This window comes from Streptomyces sp. H39-S7 (genome assembly GCF_027158205.1).
Classification (GTDB): Bacteria; Actinomycetota; Actinomycetes; order Streptomycetales; family Streptomycetaceae; genus Actinacidiphila.
This window is the reverse complement of sequence record NZ_JAPVLU010000024.1, coordinates 125,840-139,364: the sequence shown is the minus strand read 5'-3', so window position 1 is coordinate 139,364 and position 13,525 is coordinate 125,840. Positions and strand designations below refer to the sequence as shown.

The window sequence follows — 13,525 nt, the reverse complement described above, 5'->3', positions numbered from 1 at the left end:
GATTTCGGCTGTGCGAGCCGAGACCGGCAGGCTGCTCCTGACATCAACGTCCAGACGCCTCGGAGCACGGTTGCCGACCGGTCATGTTGTCTGATGTAGGCACGCGGCCTTGAGCGGAGCGGGCTCGTGCCTCCATCCGGGGTTGCATCCGCCTGGATCTCACAGGCGTCTCACGGACGAGTCGTCATGAAGCCGGAATGGTCGTCATGGCGGTCCTCGTAGAACGGGACCTGACCTGGGTTATCTGGACTGCACGGGACCAGCTATGACAGACCGTCAAACTTGGTCGAACGCTGGGGGTCAAGGGGTCGCAGGTTCAAATCCTGTCGTCCCGACGGTGCTGAAAGCCTGCTGAGTTGGAGGATTCCTCCAGGTCAGCGGGCTTTTCGTTGCCCCGATGGGGCGCTACCGGACGATCCGCAGATGCCGTCGAGGCGCCCCGTCCGGGACCACTTTGGGACCAGGAGCCTCCAGGCGGCCGTTCGCCAGGTGCGCGCTGAGGGCGGCGCCGGGCCATCTCGATGGACCGTTTGTCGGTGTGTAGGTACCGCTGTGTAGTGGTCAGCGAGCCATGCCCAGCGATCTTGCGAAGCACGTGCAGCGGGACTCCGGCATCGGCCATCCACGTCAGGCCGGTATGCCGCAGATCATGACGGCGCAGGTGCTCATACCCGAGCTTGATCACGACCTCATCCCAGTGCGTGGCGTCCCGGAGCACGGCCGTACTGATCCTTCCGCCACGCGGACCGGTGAACAGCCGGGCCATGGGGTCGCTCCCGACGGAGTCGAGCCGGGCCGCAACCAGGTCCCGGATTTCCGGGATCAGCGGAACGGTACGGCGGCGCTTGCCTTGAGTCCCTTTGTCGATCAGCCCGCCCGGTCCTGGCGTGGCCTGGCGGCACGCCTGCCAGGTCCATTCGTCCCGGTTGATGTCCTGCACCCGCACGCCGGACACTTCGCCGATACGGGCGGCGGTGCACGCGGCGTATTTCACGACATCGCCCCAGCCGGCGAACTGGTCTGAGGAGCGCAGAACCAGGGCGGCGGACAGCTTGTCCAGGGCATCCCAGTCCGGCAGGGCCAACGACCGCGGGTCGTCCATCTCGTCTTCCGCGCGCTTGTACTCATGTTGCCAGCCCACGATCCGCGCCGGGTTGATGTCGATGATGCCGTCACGCAGCGCCGGTTCCATGACCCGTACCAGGACGGCCAGGCTGTTCTTCACGGTGGACTTGCTGCACTCCTCAGCGATCCAGCCGTGCACCGCCCTGTCGACCGCGCCATTAGTGATGGCGGTTACCGCCACGTGCCCGAGGGTCGGCACCACTCGCAGCCGCCAGCCGGCCCGGTAGGGATCCATGGTCTTGGCTTCCAGCCCGCGCATGGCGAGCGTCCATTCCTCGTCCCCGTACTCAGCCAGGGTCGATGTCGCCGTAGCGGGATCGACGCCACGGCTCGCGGCCCGCTGCATGCGCCCGATCCACGCCTGAGCCTTCTCCTCGTCCGGCAGCATTTCGGACTGCGACAGACGCCGTTTTGACGTCGGATCGAACCACCGCACGCGGGCCCGGAACGGGTTCGGAAAGCCTGCCCGGTACTCCACATCGGTGGAGAGCTTCACACCGAGCGGTGGTGACTTCTCGCCCATCAGGCAGCCCGTACCGGGACGATGCGCCGAGAGGTAAGCCACGTCTGCACATCCGGCGCGCTGTAGAGGGTGACGCGCGAGGTGAGGCGGACGAATGGCGGCCCTTGCAGCGGGGCAATCGTGCGCCAGCGACGCAGCGTTGAGGAGTCGACACCGATCAAGTCAGCCACCTCGTCCGTGGTGTACTAGCCACTGTGCAGCAGATCCGGCACCGTGTTTCCGGAACTGTCAAGGTCGGGTGAATGGGGCCCGCTTCCTGCGGCGCTCAGCAGTTCTGCCACTTGCGCCAATGTCAGTAGTCGGCTCATGACCGTTCCCTTCCAGCGTTCATCGCTTCGCTTAGGGCTTCTCGTGCGGTCTTGCGGTTGACGCGTAGGTCTCGGGCAACGCTGGCGGCGAGAAAGGATTCGCCGGGGGAGTGGCCTTGGCCCGGGTGCAGCCAGTCAGACGCGACGAGCACTGTCGGATCCTGCGTGTCGTCAGTTAGTTCGAGCGCTTCGCGTTGCTGTTCATCAACGGGAGCGAGCCCGGACCAGTTGACTGCTGCGAGACGGAAGACTCCGGGCCCGAGGGCGTTCTCAGACGGCTTCTGCTCGGCCGTGATCCGGTGCGGAAACCTGGTTCGGGGCCGGCGGGGGCTGGCGCGAGCGGCGGTAACAGGCTTCGCATCACGCTCCAGGTCCTCCGCCGACTTGCTCAGCAACTCCGCGACCAAATCAGCGTCGTTGTCGAACAGCCGCAGGACCGCCGCAGCGGCTTCCCGCGCCGCAATGTCGGCCTCTTCTTTCGCTCGTGCTGCCTTCACCGCGGTCTCGCGTGTGGTCAACACGTTCGCCGCAGCCATCTCCCGCGTTTTCGTCTGAAGCGCTTCGACCGCGCGAACCCGCCGCCGCAACTCTGCCGCGCTCACCGATGCTGCCGGAATCGTGCTCACCCGTTCCCCCCAGGCCTGTTCGAAATGGTTGCTCATCGCACGCTGAAGTTCCTCCCGCGCCAGACCTCGCCAAGTGCCCTCTTCTCAACAGGGGTCTTGATGGCTGTAGCTCTGGCAAGGAGGAGCAGGTCAGCGATAGTTGATGCGTGAATGATTGTTTCGGCTTGCTGGTCTCGATTGTGGCGGCTCTGGTAAGCGTCATGCTGCCGCGATCCAGGTGGCTCTCGACGGTGAGTCCGTTTGGTGGATTGCCTGGGTCCTCGTTTTGCAGATCACTACGATCTGGCAGCTGACGCGGGAGAGCCGACACCACCGTAAGACGCGCCGGGACCGCTGACGTCACCCCAGATCAGCATGTGGCGATCGCTCGCCGTCAGGGTGCGCCCGCCCGCCAGCTCGAAGCAGGATCGGGTCCCCGTCACGGGCCAGCTCTACCATCGGCTGCGACTCGTCATATCCGTCGCGGTTACCCAGCCGGTACCCAACCAACATTCATCACCGCGTGGACGCAGAGATAGATCCGCACACCGCACGCTCGCATAAATGCAGCGGATAGTAACTGGAAGCATCCATGATCAGACTTGTCCTTTATAGCGACCACACCTAGATCACGGTCAACACCCGTAACATCCGAAGAACCTCGTCACCGTTGCCCGAGGGAAATAACGATGAAACCATCATCTACAAGGAGTGCCTCGACTAGGATTTCCTAACCAGGCCGCCAGGAGATGGGATAGCGAAAAACGTCCGGAGAACCGAGGGGTCAAATTGCCGCTCTCTCAACATCACGTCATGCCTCACTTCTACGCCATGAAGACGGTGACCACTGCGCCCAGCGGCCCTGATCAGGCGGCCGGACCATGGGAAAGTGAGTGCACGGGCGGGTAATTTTCGGCACGGGGGTCGGGATTTTGAGACTGCCACCAGATGCATCAGAAAATTGTGATGATCGCGAAAGGGACCATGCTTGCGAAGTGCCGCCATGGGTGCGTGACGCAGATCTGTCCCTTCTGACCGCGCGTGAACTCGAAGTTCTAGTCGCCTTGGGCGACTGTCTGTCGAACACCGTCATCGCGGACCGTTGGCACCTAGCCGAGCGAACGATCAAGAAGCATGTCACCAGTGTCTTCAGCAAGCTGCAGATCTCCTCGCGAGCGCAAGCGGCCGTCATAGCGAACTACAGGAAATGCGCTGCATGGTGCCCTTCAGGACACTATCGTCCGCCACCGGGGGTGTGACATCTTCGCCGGACCAACGCCAACCACAGGAGAATAACTGTGACAACGTCAATTCTGGTCAGGGGAAGAGAGCGAGCTGCGGAGCCGGTAGAAGCGAAGGCCGTTAACGCGTACACGTCGGCTTCGATCGGCGCGTACGTGGCTGCGACCACGGCGCCCGAGCGTGTCGCTGCGTCGATCAGAGCGAAGGTCGACGAGGGGCTCGTACGTTACGACGCATGGTTCCTGATCTTCACCGCCGTCATCCTCGCCCTGGGCGCCACCATTTTCGCCGGATTGGTCATATGGTGTGTGGTGAATCAGCACAAGGCATTCAGCGGCAACTGGTCCTTCAAGAACTGGGGACTGAAGGTCAACGCCGAATGCAGGTAACAGCCTGACGGCTACCAAAGCGCCCAGGGATCCCCTGGCAGTACCTGGGATCCCTGGGCGCCGCCCGGATTGACGGACTCGGCAAAGGATTAACACGATGGTGTCTCTCCTGAACGTCAAAGACGTCAGCTACTCCTATGACGGCATCATCAACGTCCTTTTGGACGTGTCCTTCTCGATCGAAAAAGGCGCGATTGTCGGCCTTGTTGGTCCCAACGGCTCCGGAAAATCCACACTGATCAAGAACATTTTCGACCTTGTGCGCCTTCAATCCGGTCACATTCGGATTGGCGGCCACGAGCATGCCCGGCCAGAAGCGAAGCAGTTGGCCATGTACCTATCGAGCAACGACTATCTGCCCGAGTTCCTCACCGCCCGCGAATACATCTCCATGCTGGGCAAATTGTTCGGTCTTGACGTTGATCACGATGAAACGGTCGGATTGTTCCGTAAATTCTCAATGGACGGCCGCTATGACGACCTCATCGAAGATTACTCGCACGGAATGCGCAAGAAGACGCAACTGGTATCCGCGCTAGTGATCCGCCCGCCGCTGGCGATCATTGACGAAACCCTCAACGGCATCGACCTCGAAGCGCTGCACCTCGCGGAGGAGGAGTTTCGGCGGATCCGCGACGAAGGCCGCTCTGTCCTGCTCTGCACCCACGATTTTGCTGTCCTGGAGCGCCTGGCCGACCGCACCATCTTCCTGGACTTGGGGACTGTGGTGTATGACGAACCCACACAAGAACTGATCAGGGAGCACGGATCGCTAGCCGCCATGGTGTTCGACTACCTCGAAACGTCCCAGCGGTGACCGCGACACGGTTGAAGCATTCCGTCGTGCTGGCACGGATGCTCCTCGTCTTCTTCCGCCGACGGGTACTGCGGGCCGGAGCCCTGAAGTCTGCCCCGGTCAGGGTGTTCGTCACGGTGGTGAGCGTTCTGCTCCTCGGCGTCATGTGCACTGCCGCCTACCTCTTCTTACGGCCGCTGGCTGACGAAGCGGCTGTGTGGCGGCTGCTGTTCGACACCTCGACGGTATCTCTCCTGCTGTGGGTGCAGATTGCCTTCCTGTTGGTGAAGGTATTGTTCATGAACGCTGAGGGAATGCTTCAGCTCACCTATCAACTGCCAGTCACCAACCGGGAACGTTCGATGGCGTTCCTTTTATACGAAGCGGCGATGACCGCGATCGTGGCGGCGGCCGGCCTGGTCTCCCTCTGCGTCAGCGCCTTGATCCTCCTCGGTCCGTCCGCGACCGGCTACATCACTGCCTCAATCATCATCCCAACCGCCCTGACCTATCTGGCACTTTCTGTTGTGTACCAGCTGCTGACCAGGCTGTGGATGCTGGTGCGGCTCAGCCGAATGGCGGGCATCCTCAACGCACTTTCCCTGTTCGCGGCGCTGGCGTACTACTCCGCTCAGATGACACCGATGATTCAGGAAATTTCCGGCGCATACCTGAGCAAGCGGACCCAGTACACGTGGGTCACGAGGGCCTCCTGGGCCTGGAACGCGCACGGGCCTTGGCTGACCCTGGCCGCAGCCGGGGCACTAGGGGCCGCGCTTATAGCGCTGTCCTTCGCGCTCGCCCCGAACCATCACCTACGCCAGTCCCGCTACCTGAAGCTACCGGGAAGTGTGCGCCTGCGACGAGTTCTTGGGCCGTACGACTGGTGCCTGCTGCGCAGCGCACAGACCGTTGCCGCGGCCGCGATGGCACTGGCCGTGTTCGCCTACCTGCTAGTGGCCAAACCGTCGGTGAACCCCATCTGGGGCCTCGCCGCCCTGTCCTTCGGCGGCCTTTATCAGTACACCGCCACCCAACAGCTCCGGCTGCTGCCTGGCGCACAGGAGCCCGCCTGGCGGGTGTACGTACGGCTCATCAGGGCGCAGCTGATCCTGCTCGCCGTGTTCACCGTGCCGGCTCTCACGATCGCGGTTGCGCGGCACCCGGACCAGTTCCTCTCCAGCGGAACAGCACTTGCGTCCTGCGTAGGCGGAACGGTCATGACCACGTGCATCAGCGTTGTCTTCCCGGCGGAGAAGGACAATCCCTTCTCCGTGTTCCTGGGACTGTCCGTTGTCGGAATCGTTATAGGCCTGTCAGTGATCGGAATGGGACTGCTCAGTCTCCCGCCCTGGGCAGTGATGATCTGTATTGCCGGGGCAGCCGTCGCATTCGTTTGGTACGCGGTACAAGGAATCCACGCAGGCGAGTCGAGGAGAAGGAATGTTCAAGGCACGCTCGGTCGTGACGTCCGCCATAGGGGCGGCGCTGCTGACGCTGGGCACCGTAGCGGTGACCCTTCTCACCCTCATGTTCTCAACGGGCACTGACGAGATCGTGAAACGGAAGGTGTTCTTCGGGTCGATGATGTTTGAGACGGCGAAAAAGGACAACGGGGCGCTGGGCATCACCACGGGAGTCGAGAACCCGGCCCCGCTCATCGTCTTGTTTCTCTTGCTCACCGCCGTTCTGGCGTTGATCCAGATCGCCTTTCGGGGGTTGAAGCAGCGTCGTGAAGAGCTCCTCAAAGAGATATCCGGCAGCTGACCTGAGTACCCGGGCAGTTGCCCTAGCGGTGGCTACCCAGGTGTGGCCACTGCTCGCATTCGTCGGGGTCCTCCTGGCCGCGGCCCTGGTCTGGTTCGCACTCTCCGGCGACCGGGTGCTGGCGGGACTGACATGGGCGCTGCTGTTCAAACCGGCCGCTTTGGGTTTGGTGGCCTCGTTCGCCCTGCACGAGTCTGCACATGTGATCGTCCTCAAACGGGTCCGCACGGTGACTCACATCGCGGTCGAGCGGACAATGTGGCGCACGTCAGTGATTCCGGAAGGGAACATGACGGCACGACAGACAAGGGTGGTGGCCTTGGCCGGGCCGTCTGCGTGCGTCATAGTGGGCGCCTTCCTATTGCTCTCCGGCCTCGACCGGTCCCTGGCCTGGTGGCACCTGGCGCACATTGCCTTTCTTCTGCCAGTCTTTGGCGACGGCCGTGCCCTCTGGCGTAGCTTCCGCGCGACATAGGTGGCTAGCCACGGGGGAGAGAACACAGACTGTGGCAGTTCACGTCATAGCGGGAGCGGCACTGGGTGGGTGCCCGCGCGGCCAGCTAGTACCAAGTCCGGGTAGTTGACGTTTTCGCAGATCACGCAGGGGGTGTTGGGGTCCATGCCGTGGCGGGGTAGAGGCCGGGGCCGAGTTTGTGGATGAGGCCGGTCTCGGCCCATCTGGAGAGCTGCCGATGCATGGTCCCCATAGTGATGTCGCCGAAGTGAGAAGCGATGTCACGGGGGCGCCAGAGGCGGGCGGGGTTCTCCTCGAGCAGGCCAAGGATTCGATGGCGGGGGCGGTGGGTGAGGGCGGTGTTCCGGTCGTCGCGGGAGATGACGGGGAGTTGCGGGTGTGGTTCGCGAGGTTCGAGGACGCTGATGTCGGGACCGGTGACGGTGCGGCTGGTGTCGGGTCTGCCGTCGTCGTGGCGGGTGCTGTAACGGGACATCGGTGACTTGACCGTGCGGGTGCTGACGCGCTGCCGCCGGGGCGGCAGGAGACGGGCCAGGACCCGGTGTCCGATCAGCCCCACGCGACCGGCATCGGCGGGGTCGGTGATGACGGCGGCGGCCTGGATGACCTGGTCGCGGGCGGTCAGGAGGGCGGGTAGAGGGTGAGTAGGGCCTACATCTCCTGTTCGGCGCCGGCTGGGTCGCCCGAGCGCAGGACACGCCCGTTCATGATCGTGTGGCGGAGCGCGTGATACGCAGATTCGTGTTCCCACCGCTGGTGGTAGAGACCGCCAGCACGGCCGCCGGGTAGCGGCCGGCGTCGGTCAAGCTGGTGAGCCGCCGGTAGGAGCCGGTGAAGACGGTGCCGTCCGCGCAGGTCACCGTGGTGTTCGCGTCGATCACACGTACCTTCTCGGCGGCGATCACCGACAGGTATGAGCCGTCAGCGAGGCGTGTGAGAACGGGGGTGCGCCGGTTGCTGCCGAGTCGACCCAGGAACTGGGCGCGGGTCGCGGTGACGGAGGCGAGGAAGTCGTTGCCGTCGAAGCCCTTGTCCCACAGGACGAGCGTGTCCGGCCGCAGCAGATGCAGCAGGCGCGGGGCATAGCTGGTCTCGCCCTCCGCGGTGGGCCCGAACACCGCGCTGAGCAAGGCTCGTGTGCCGGTCTCGACCAGCGTCATCAACTCCGTTGCGGGATAGCCGTGATGGGAGGTCCGCCCCAGCCAGGCCCTGTTTCGCCCGGAGTCGGGGACCTTCTGGGCGCAGCGGGCGTTTCAGCGGGCATCTGCGCCTGTACCGCGTGGGCCCCCGGTGGGCTGCCATCCCGGTTTTCAGATGAGGTGTAGCCGCCGGGGAGGGTGCTGGTGCCGCCGGGGGGTGGTGACGGTGTCGTCTACAGGGCCGGTGGTGAGGCTGGCGGGAACCACGGAGGCCAGGGTGTTGTCGGCTCGGGCGCTGAACAGGATGTTGACGTGGTTGAAGTGGACTTGGGTGGCGGTTCCCAGGTTCCGGCCGGTGAGCTCGGTGACGGTGCCGCCGAAGCGGCTTCCGGTGGTGGTGCTCAGGCCGGTGAGCGCCGATGGGTCGGCGTAGGTGGAGGTGAGTGTTTCGGTGGCGAGGCCGCCTGCGGTGGTGACGGTGACGGGTACGCCACCGGGACCGGCGGCGGGTGGTGAGGGTTACTTGTCACCTGGTTCGCCGTTCGCAATGGCACCTCGCCGACGCTGATGAGCGTGGGAAACGTGAGTCTGGAAGGCTGTGTGGGGACACGTCGGTATCGGTCGCCGACGGGAGATGACAGGGCGGACGCTGCTGTGACCTCCGCCCTCTACCAACGGAGAATTGTCATCCCCGTGGTGCGTGTCCGGGTTGTCGTACGGCTGCGATGAGCTCACAGAGGTGTCGTGGTGAGCTGGTACCGGGGATAGGGGCGACGTGATCGCCCTGGCTGAGAGGCCAGTTTGGGCCTCCCGCTGTCCATCGTGCTCACGCCCGGCAACGTTAAGGACACCACCGCCGTATCCCGCGCGCCGTTGCGGGCCGGCCTCGGACGACGGCGGCGCGGGTGCTGGGCGACAAGGCGTATTCCGGCCGGGCGATTCGCCACCTGCTGCGGCGCCGGGGCATCGTTGCCACGATCCCCGAACGTCGCCCCTAGGAGGCGCCCAGGACGGACCACCCGCACGGCTGGAACCACCGATGGACGTGCTGGCAGGTTGGACCGCCTCCCCGCCGTCAGTACTTCTCGGCAGGATCGGCCTAACGACGAGGAGTCGCGTTGCCCCGTCCGGGTGGCCGCGTCGCGGGCCAGTCGTGCCGGGCCGGCCGAGCGGGCCGTCGGGTGATGGTTGCTCCCCGCCCGCGCGGGGATGCACCCTGGGTGCTTGTGGCGTCCCTGTCGGCGAGCTACTTCCTGCGCCCGCGAGGAGCGTCATCGCCGTCACATGGTGCATGGCCGTAGTTCATGGGCGTCGGCAGACACGGTCACCCGGCCTGGTCATTGGCAGTTGGCGAACATCGCAAAACGTGACGGCGATCCGGAGGTGCTGTTCGACGCTCTGGGCTGTATGCAGGGCGACGCGACACGACCAGGGCCGTGACATAGACGGGCACCGGATCTTCCCATTGAGAGCACTTCGCCCCGCCGGATGATCGCCGACAGGGCGAAGTGGTACGGACTTCGAATGAGTCAGCTGTTTCCCAAAGGGTCTGCCCCGTTGTCATTGTTGCGGCCACGCGGACTACGGCGCGGTCTGGTGGGTAACGGGGGGCTCCGGTTGGCCCGGGGTGTCGGTCCTGGGTCTCCTGCGCGAGGAGGACTCGCTGCTGACGAAGTCAATTCCCGCTATCGACCACGTCGTGTCAGGCCAGCCGTTCGCAAGTTCACCGAGGAGCCTTGAGCGAGATCGTCAGCGTTCCCCGGTGATCTCATCGAGGTCGAGCATGCCGCTCAGCGACTCCTTGACTCGGGAGGTTTTCGACGATGTCGCTGCTGACTTCCCTAAACAGCGGAAGCCGAGTCTGCAGCCCCGCCCGACTTCCCGTCACCTGGTAGCCACCGAAGGGATCGGCGTTGGGGCGTGCGGTGCTGGAGGCAGCGGCGGCTGGCCTCGTTGAAGAGGTTCCTCTGTGCTGCGGCGTGCCCCCTGTGGATCCGCACCCCAGCGGGGTGAGGCGCGGCTCGGGGGTGCTGCGCATACTCGGTGTCATGAACAAGCACGGGCAGCTCGCCGAGTTCCTCCAGGCACGCCGGGGCCTTCTGCACCCCGAGGATGCCGGGTTGCAGACCTACGGCGAGCGGCGCCGGGTGCCGGGTTTGCGGCGGGAGGAGCTGGCGATGCTCGCCGGCATCAGCGCGCCCTATTACGCCCGTCTGGAGCAGGGTCAGTCGCGCAACGCCTCGCGCGAGGTGCTCGACGCGATTGCGACTGCCCTGCACCTGGATGAGACCGAGCGGGCCCACCTGCACGAACTCGCCCGTGCGCCGAAGCGGGGAAGAGCTGCGCCCCGCCCCCGTCCCGAGCGAGTCCCCCCGGCCACCAGCGCGTTGCTGTTGGCTCTCGCGGGCACACCCGCACTCGTCATGGGCCGCCGTAGTGACGTTCTGGCCTGGAACCCGCAGGGGCACGCGTTGTTTGCCGGTCATGTCGACCCGGACAGCCCCGCTGAACCGGGTCGTCGGCCGAACATGGCGAAGCTGGTGTTCCTCGACGCGCACACCCGGGAGCTGTATGCCGATTGGCCCGCCAAGGCCAGGGCCGTGGTCGGCAACCTGCGCCTGACGGCCGGCCGGCATCCGCAGGACTCCTTGCTGGCCGGACTCGTCGGCGAACTGACCATGCGCAGCCCGGAGTTTGCGGCCATGTGGGCCGACCACCGGATCGTCGTCTGCGATGTCGCCGATTACGAGATGCACCACCCCTCGGTCGGGATCCTGACCGTCACCCAGCAGACACTGCAGAGTCCGCAAGGAGACGGGCCGGCCGTGGTGATCGCCACGGCCACGGCAGGATCCCCTTCCGCAACAGCCCTCAGTCTCCTCGCCCACGCCAGCGGGCCGAGCGAGACAGCCCAGACCCGCACCGGCGCGCGATCCCGCCCCTCCTGACCGGACAAGCCCCTCCTCAAGCCCTGTGAACGGGCAAGCGCGCCCTGAGCGCACGTCACTGGTGCCGCATCCCGACTCGATCTGTCGGGCGCCACCTGCCTGCCGACCCACCCCTGGCTGCGGCATGCCCGCATGCCGGAAAAGAGAGAAGGAACCCATGCGCAAGCGCACCACTCTCCTCGCAACCGCTGCGGCGACGGCCGCAGCGGCTCTCGCAATGGCCGTCCCGGCCGGAGCCATCCCGGCCGCCCCGCGGCCCCTGAGCCACGTGCAGATCGCCAACCACTTCGACCTGGCCGCGGGCCGGATGCCCGAGAACATCGCCCTGCTGCCCGACGGCAGGGCCAACGTGACCTTCGCCGGCAGCCGCCAGGTCGCTCAGATCACCCCTGGGGGCGGCACCCGCATCCTGGCGACCCTGCCCGCACCCGCCGATGGCGGAGTCAAGACCCCCGCCCTCGGATTCCCTCTTACCACCGGCATCGTCCAGGCTCCGGACGGAAGTACGTACGTGCTGTACGCGACCGGCACCGCCGACCTGACGGGCCTGTGGCGGCTGAGTCCCGGCAAGGCGCCGCAGCGCATTGCCGCGCTGCCCGCGAACGGCCTGCCCAACGGTCTGGCGCTGGACCCGCAGAGCAAGCAGCTCTACATCACCGACTCGGTGCTCGGCACCGTGTGGACCGTCCCTCTATCCGGGGGCCGGCCCACCGCCTGGTCCACCGCGCCCGAGCTCGCCGCGGCCGGCTTCCTCGGAGCCAACGGCGCGAAGGTGCACGACGGCGCGCTGTGGGTGAGCAACCTCGACAAGGGCACCCTCGTGCGCATCCCGATTTGTCACGGAAACCGGGCGGGCGCCCCGCAGGTGAAGGCATCCGGCCTGGCCGGTATCGACGACTTCGCCTTCACCGGTCGCGGCAACGAGGTACTCGCCACCCTCGACGCCCCCAACAAGGTCGTCCTCATCCGGCCCGACGGCACCCACACCACCGTTCTGGACACCGGCGACGGACTGCAGAACCCCACCTCCGTCGCACTGCGCGGCGAACAGGTGTACGTCCTCAACGCCGCCTACACCACCGCCAAGGACCCCAACCTCCTGCTCGCCCGCCTACCGGGCCACCCCTAGATCCCCATCGGCTCCGAGCCGCCCGGCCCGACTGCCCCACTGCCCGCCTGCACGAGAAGAGCAACCGACACAGGAGCAGCATCATGAGCGACATCACTCTCGGCGGCGTCGAGGTGACCCGGGTCGAGGAAACGCACGGACCCAGCGGGATGACCCCGGGCGTGTTCTTTCCCGATTCGCCGAAGGATCAGTGGGACGCACACCGGTCCGTCATCGTCCCGGACTTCCTCGATGAACAGACCGGTATCTGCAACGTTGCCGTGCAGACCTGGGTGCTGCGCAGCGAAGGCAGGACCATCCTCGTCGACACCGGCGTCGGCAACCACAAGGAACGCCCGTACGTACCGTCCTGGGGACACCTGGAGCTGGACTTCCTCGGCAATCTGGAGCGGGCGGGCGTCCACCCCGACGACGTCGACATCGTCGTCAACACACACCTGCACGTGGATCACGTCGGCTGGAACACCCGCCTGGAGGGCCAGTCCTGGGTCCCCACGTTCCGCAACGCCTCATATCTGATGCCCAAGGCCGACTTCGAGTTCTGGAACCCGGCCAACAACCCGAAGATCGCCGGCGGGGTCAATCAGAACGTCTTCGAAGACAGCGTCGCTCCGGTGCACGCCGCCGGCCAGGTCACGCTCTGGGAAACGAGCCACACCATCGACGCCAGTCTGCGCCTGCAGGCCGCACCCGGTCATACCCCGGGATCAAGCGTCGTCATGCTGGCGTCCGGCACCGAGCGCGCGGTCTTCTCGGGCGATCTGCTGCATTCCCCCTTTCAGATCATGCAGCCGGAGCACAACAGCTGCTTCTGCGAGGACCCCCATGCGGCGCGCGAGACCCGGCGGGACATCCTCGGTTGGGCCGCGGACGCCAATGCGCTGATCCTGCCCGCCCACTTCGCCGGGCACGGCGCCCTGGAAGTGGAACGCAGCGGCAGCGCGTTCGGCATCAAGCGGTGGGCCTCGCTCGACCGCCTCTGACCCGCAGGCCACAGGCACGGCCGCGACCCCGGCCGCCACTGCGGGGCCGGGGTCGCGGGCCAACTCCATCCCATTTCCGACGCCCACCGGGCCACG

13 protein-coding genes and 3 pseudogenes are annotated in these 13,525 nt (G+C 65.6%); 10 read left to right on the top strand and 6 right to left on the bottom strand.

Annotated elements, in window-relative coordinates; translation table 11 throughout:
- Positions 1 to 316 precede the first annotated feature (316 nt).
- From O3X23_RS23745 to O3X23_RS23740, 3 genes and pseudogenes are all read right to left on the bottom strand, one after another.
- Positions 317 to 1,648, bottom strand: coding sequence for a tyrosine-type recombinase/integrase (locus O3X23_RS23745; protein WP_331283938.1), 1,332 nt, complete (start codon positions 1,646 to 1,648; stop codon positions 317 to 319).
- Positions 1,648 to 1,821 (bottom strand): annotated as a pseudogene (locus O3X23_RS43965) (helix-turn-helix transcriptional regulator); the annotation flags it as partial. The pseudogene O3X23_RS43965 and the gene O3X23_RS23745, both read right to left, overlap by 1 nt.
- A gap of 131 nt (positions 1,822 to 1,952) precedes the next feature.
- Positions 1,953 to 2,618 carry a hypothetical protein gene (locus O3X23_RS23740; protein ID WP_269273514.1) on the bottom strand — a complete coding sequence of 222 codons (666 nt, stop codon included), beginning with the start codon at positions 2,616 to 2,618 and terminating at the stop codon, positions 1,953 to 1,955.
- 836 nt (positions 2,619 to 3,454) lie between these two features.
- Between O3X23_RS23740 and O3X23_RS44240 the strand changes: the two genes are divergently transcribed.
- The 6 genes from O3X23_RS44240 to O3X23_RS23715 all read left to right on the top strand — a co-directional run bounded on the left by O3X23_RS44240 (position 3,455) and on the right by O3X23_RS23715 (position 7,230).
- Positions 3,455 to 3,820, top strand: coding sequence for a helix-turn-helix domain-containing protein (locus O3X23_RS44240; protein WP_443047946.1), 366 nt, complete (start codon positions 3,455 to 3,457; stop codon positions 3,818 to 3,820).
- A gap of 39 nt (positions 3,821 to 3,859) precedes the next feature.
- Entirely contained in the window at positions 3,860 to 4,192 is a 333-nt protein-coding gene (locus O3X23_RS23735) for a hypothetical protein (RefSeq protein WP_269273513.1), read from the top strand.
- A gap of 97 nt (positions 4,193 to 4,289) precedes the next feature.
- Positions 4,290 to 5,009 (top strand): ABC transporter ATP-binding protein, encoded by a 720-nt coding sequence (locus tag O3X23_RS23730; RefSeq protein WP_269273512.1) that lies wholly within the window; start codon positions 4,290 to 4,292, stop codon positions 5,007 to 5,009.
- Positions 5,006 to 6,538 (top strand): hypothetical protein, encoded by a 1,533-nt coding sequence (locus tag O3X23_RS23725; protein WP_269273511.1) that lies wholly within the window; start codon positions 5,006 to 5,008, stop codon positions 6,536 to 6,538. The genes O3X23_RS23730 and O3X23_RS23725 overlap by 4 nt, the downstream gene beginning before the upstream one ends.
- A gap of 7 nt (positions 6,539 to 6,545) precedes the next feature.
- On the top strand, positions 6,546 to 6,755 hold the full coding sequence (locus tag O3X23_RS23720; RefSeq protein WP_269273510.1) for a hypothetical protein: 210 nt from the start codon (positions 6,546 to 6,548) through the stop codon (positions 6,753 to 6,755).
- 28 nt (positions 6,756 to 6,783) lie between these two features.
- Positions 6,784 to 7,230, top strand: coding sequence for a hypothetical protein (locus tag O3X23_RS23715; protein WP_269273509.1), 447 nt, complete (start codon positions 6,784 to 6,786; stop codon positions 7,228 to 7,230).
- Between the two features lie 121 nt (positions 7,231 to 7,351).
- Here the strand turns inward: O3X23_RS23715 and O3X23_RS23710 are convergent, their stop codons facing one another.
- From O3X23_RS23710 to O3X23_RS43960, 3 genes and pseudogenes are all read right to left on the bottom strand, one after another.
- Positions 7,352 to 7,705 (bottom strand): hypothetical protein, encoded by a 354-nt coding sequence (locus O3X23_RS23710; RefSeq protein WP_269273508.1) that lies wholly within the window; start codon positions 7,703 to 7,705, stop codon positions 7,352 to 7,354.
- Between the two features lie 229 nt (positions 7,706 to 7,934).
- Positions 7,935 to 8,444: pseudogene (locus O3X23_RS23705) on the bottom strand (transposase); the annotation flags it as partial.
- 96 nt (positions 8,445 to 8,540) lie between these two features.
- Positions 8,541 to 8,774 carry an IPT/TIG domain-containing protein gene (locus O3X23_RS43960; RefSeq protein ID WP_331283940.1) on the bottom strand — a complete coding sequence of 78 codons (234 nt, stop codon included), beginning with the start codon at positions 8,772 to 8,774 and terminating at the stop codon, positions 8,541 to 8,543.
- A gap of 452 nt (positions 8,775 to 9,226) precedes the next feature.
- On the opposite strand from O3X23_RS43960, the pseudogene O3X23_RS23700 reads away from it, so the two are divergent.
- The 4 genes and pseudogenes from O3X23_RS23700 to O3X23_RS23685 form a co-directional block, all read left to right on the top strand.
- A pseudogene (locus O3X23_RS23700) lies at positions 9,227 to 9,355 on the top strand (IS5 family transposase); the annotation flags it as partial.
- A gap of 1,062 nt (positions 9,356 to 10,417) precedes the next feature.
- Positions 10,418 to 11,317 (top strand): helix-turn-helix domain-containing protein, encoded by a 900-nt coding sequence (locus O3X23_RS23695; protein WP_269273507.1) that lies wholly within the window; start codon positions 10,418 to 10,420, stop codon positions 11,315 to 11,317.
- 157 nt (positions 11,318 to 11,474) lie between these two features.
- Positions 11,475 to 12,446: a hypothetical protein gene (locus tag O3X23_RS23690; RefSeq protein ID WP_269273506.1), complete on the top strand. Its 972-nt coding sequence runs from the start codon at positions 11,475 to 11,477 to the stop codon at positions 12,444 to 12,446.
- A gap of 83 nt (positions 12,447 to 12,529) precedes the next feature.
- A complete protein-coding gene (locus tag O3X23_RS23685) occupies positions 12,530 to 13,429 on the top strand; it encodes an MBL fold metallo-hydrolase (RefSeq protein WP_269273505.1) in 900 nt (299 codons plus the stop codon).
- Positions 13,430 to 13,525 lie beyond the last annotated feature (96 nt).

What these genes read in the sequence shown, in the direction of transcription:
- O3X23_RS23745 (WP_331283938.1), bottom strand. Translation starts at nt 1,648, where the DNA reads ATGGGCGAGAAGTCACCACCGCTCGGTGTGAAGCTCTCCACCGATGTG.
- O3X23_RS23690 (WP_269273506.1), top strand. Translation starts at nt 11,475, where the DNA reads ATGCGCAAGCGCACCACTCTCCTCGCAACCGCTGCGGCGACGGCCGCA.
- O3X23_RS23740 (WP_269273514.1), bottom strand. Translation starts at nt 2,618, where the DNA reads ATGAGCAACCATTTCGAACAGGCCTGGGGGGAACGGGTGAGCACGATT.
- O3X23_RS23730 (WP_269273512.1), top strand. Translation starts at nt 4,290, where the DNA reads ATGGTGTCTCTCCTGAACGTCAAAGACGTCAGCTACTCCTATGACGGC.
- O3X23_RS23695 (WP_269273507.1), top strand. Translation starts at nt 10,418, where the DNA reads ATGAACAAGCACGGGCAGCTCGCCGAGTTCCTCCAGGCACGCCGGGGC.
- O3X23_RS23710 (WP_269273508.1), bottom strand. Translation starts at nt 7,705, where the DNA reads ATGTCCCGTTACAGCACCCGCCACGACGACGGCAGACCCGACACCAGC.
- O3X23_RS23685 (WP_269273505.1), top strand. Translation starts at nt 12,530, where the DNA reads ATGAGCGACATCACTCTCGGCGGCGTCGAGGTGACCCGGGTCGAGGAA.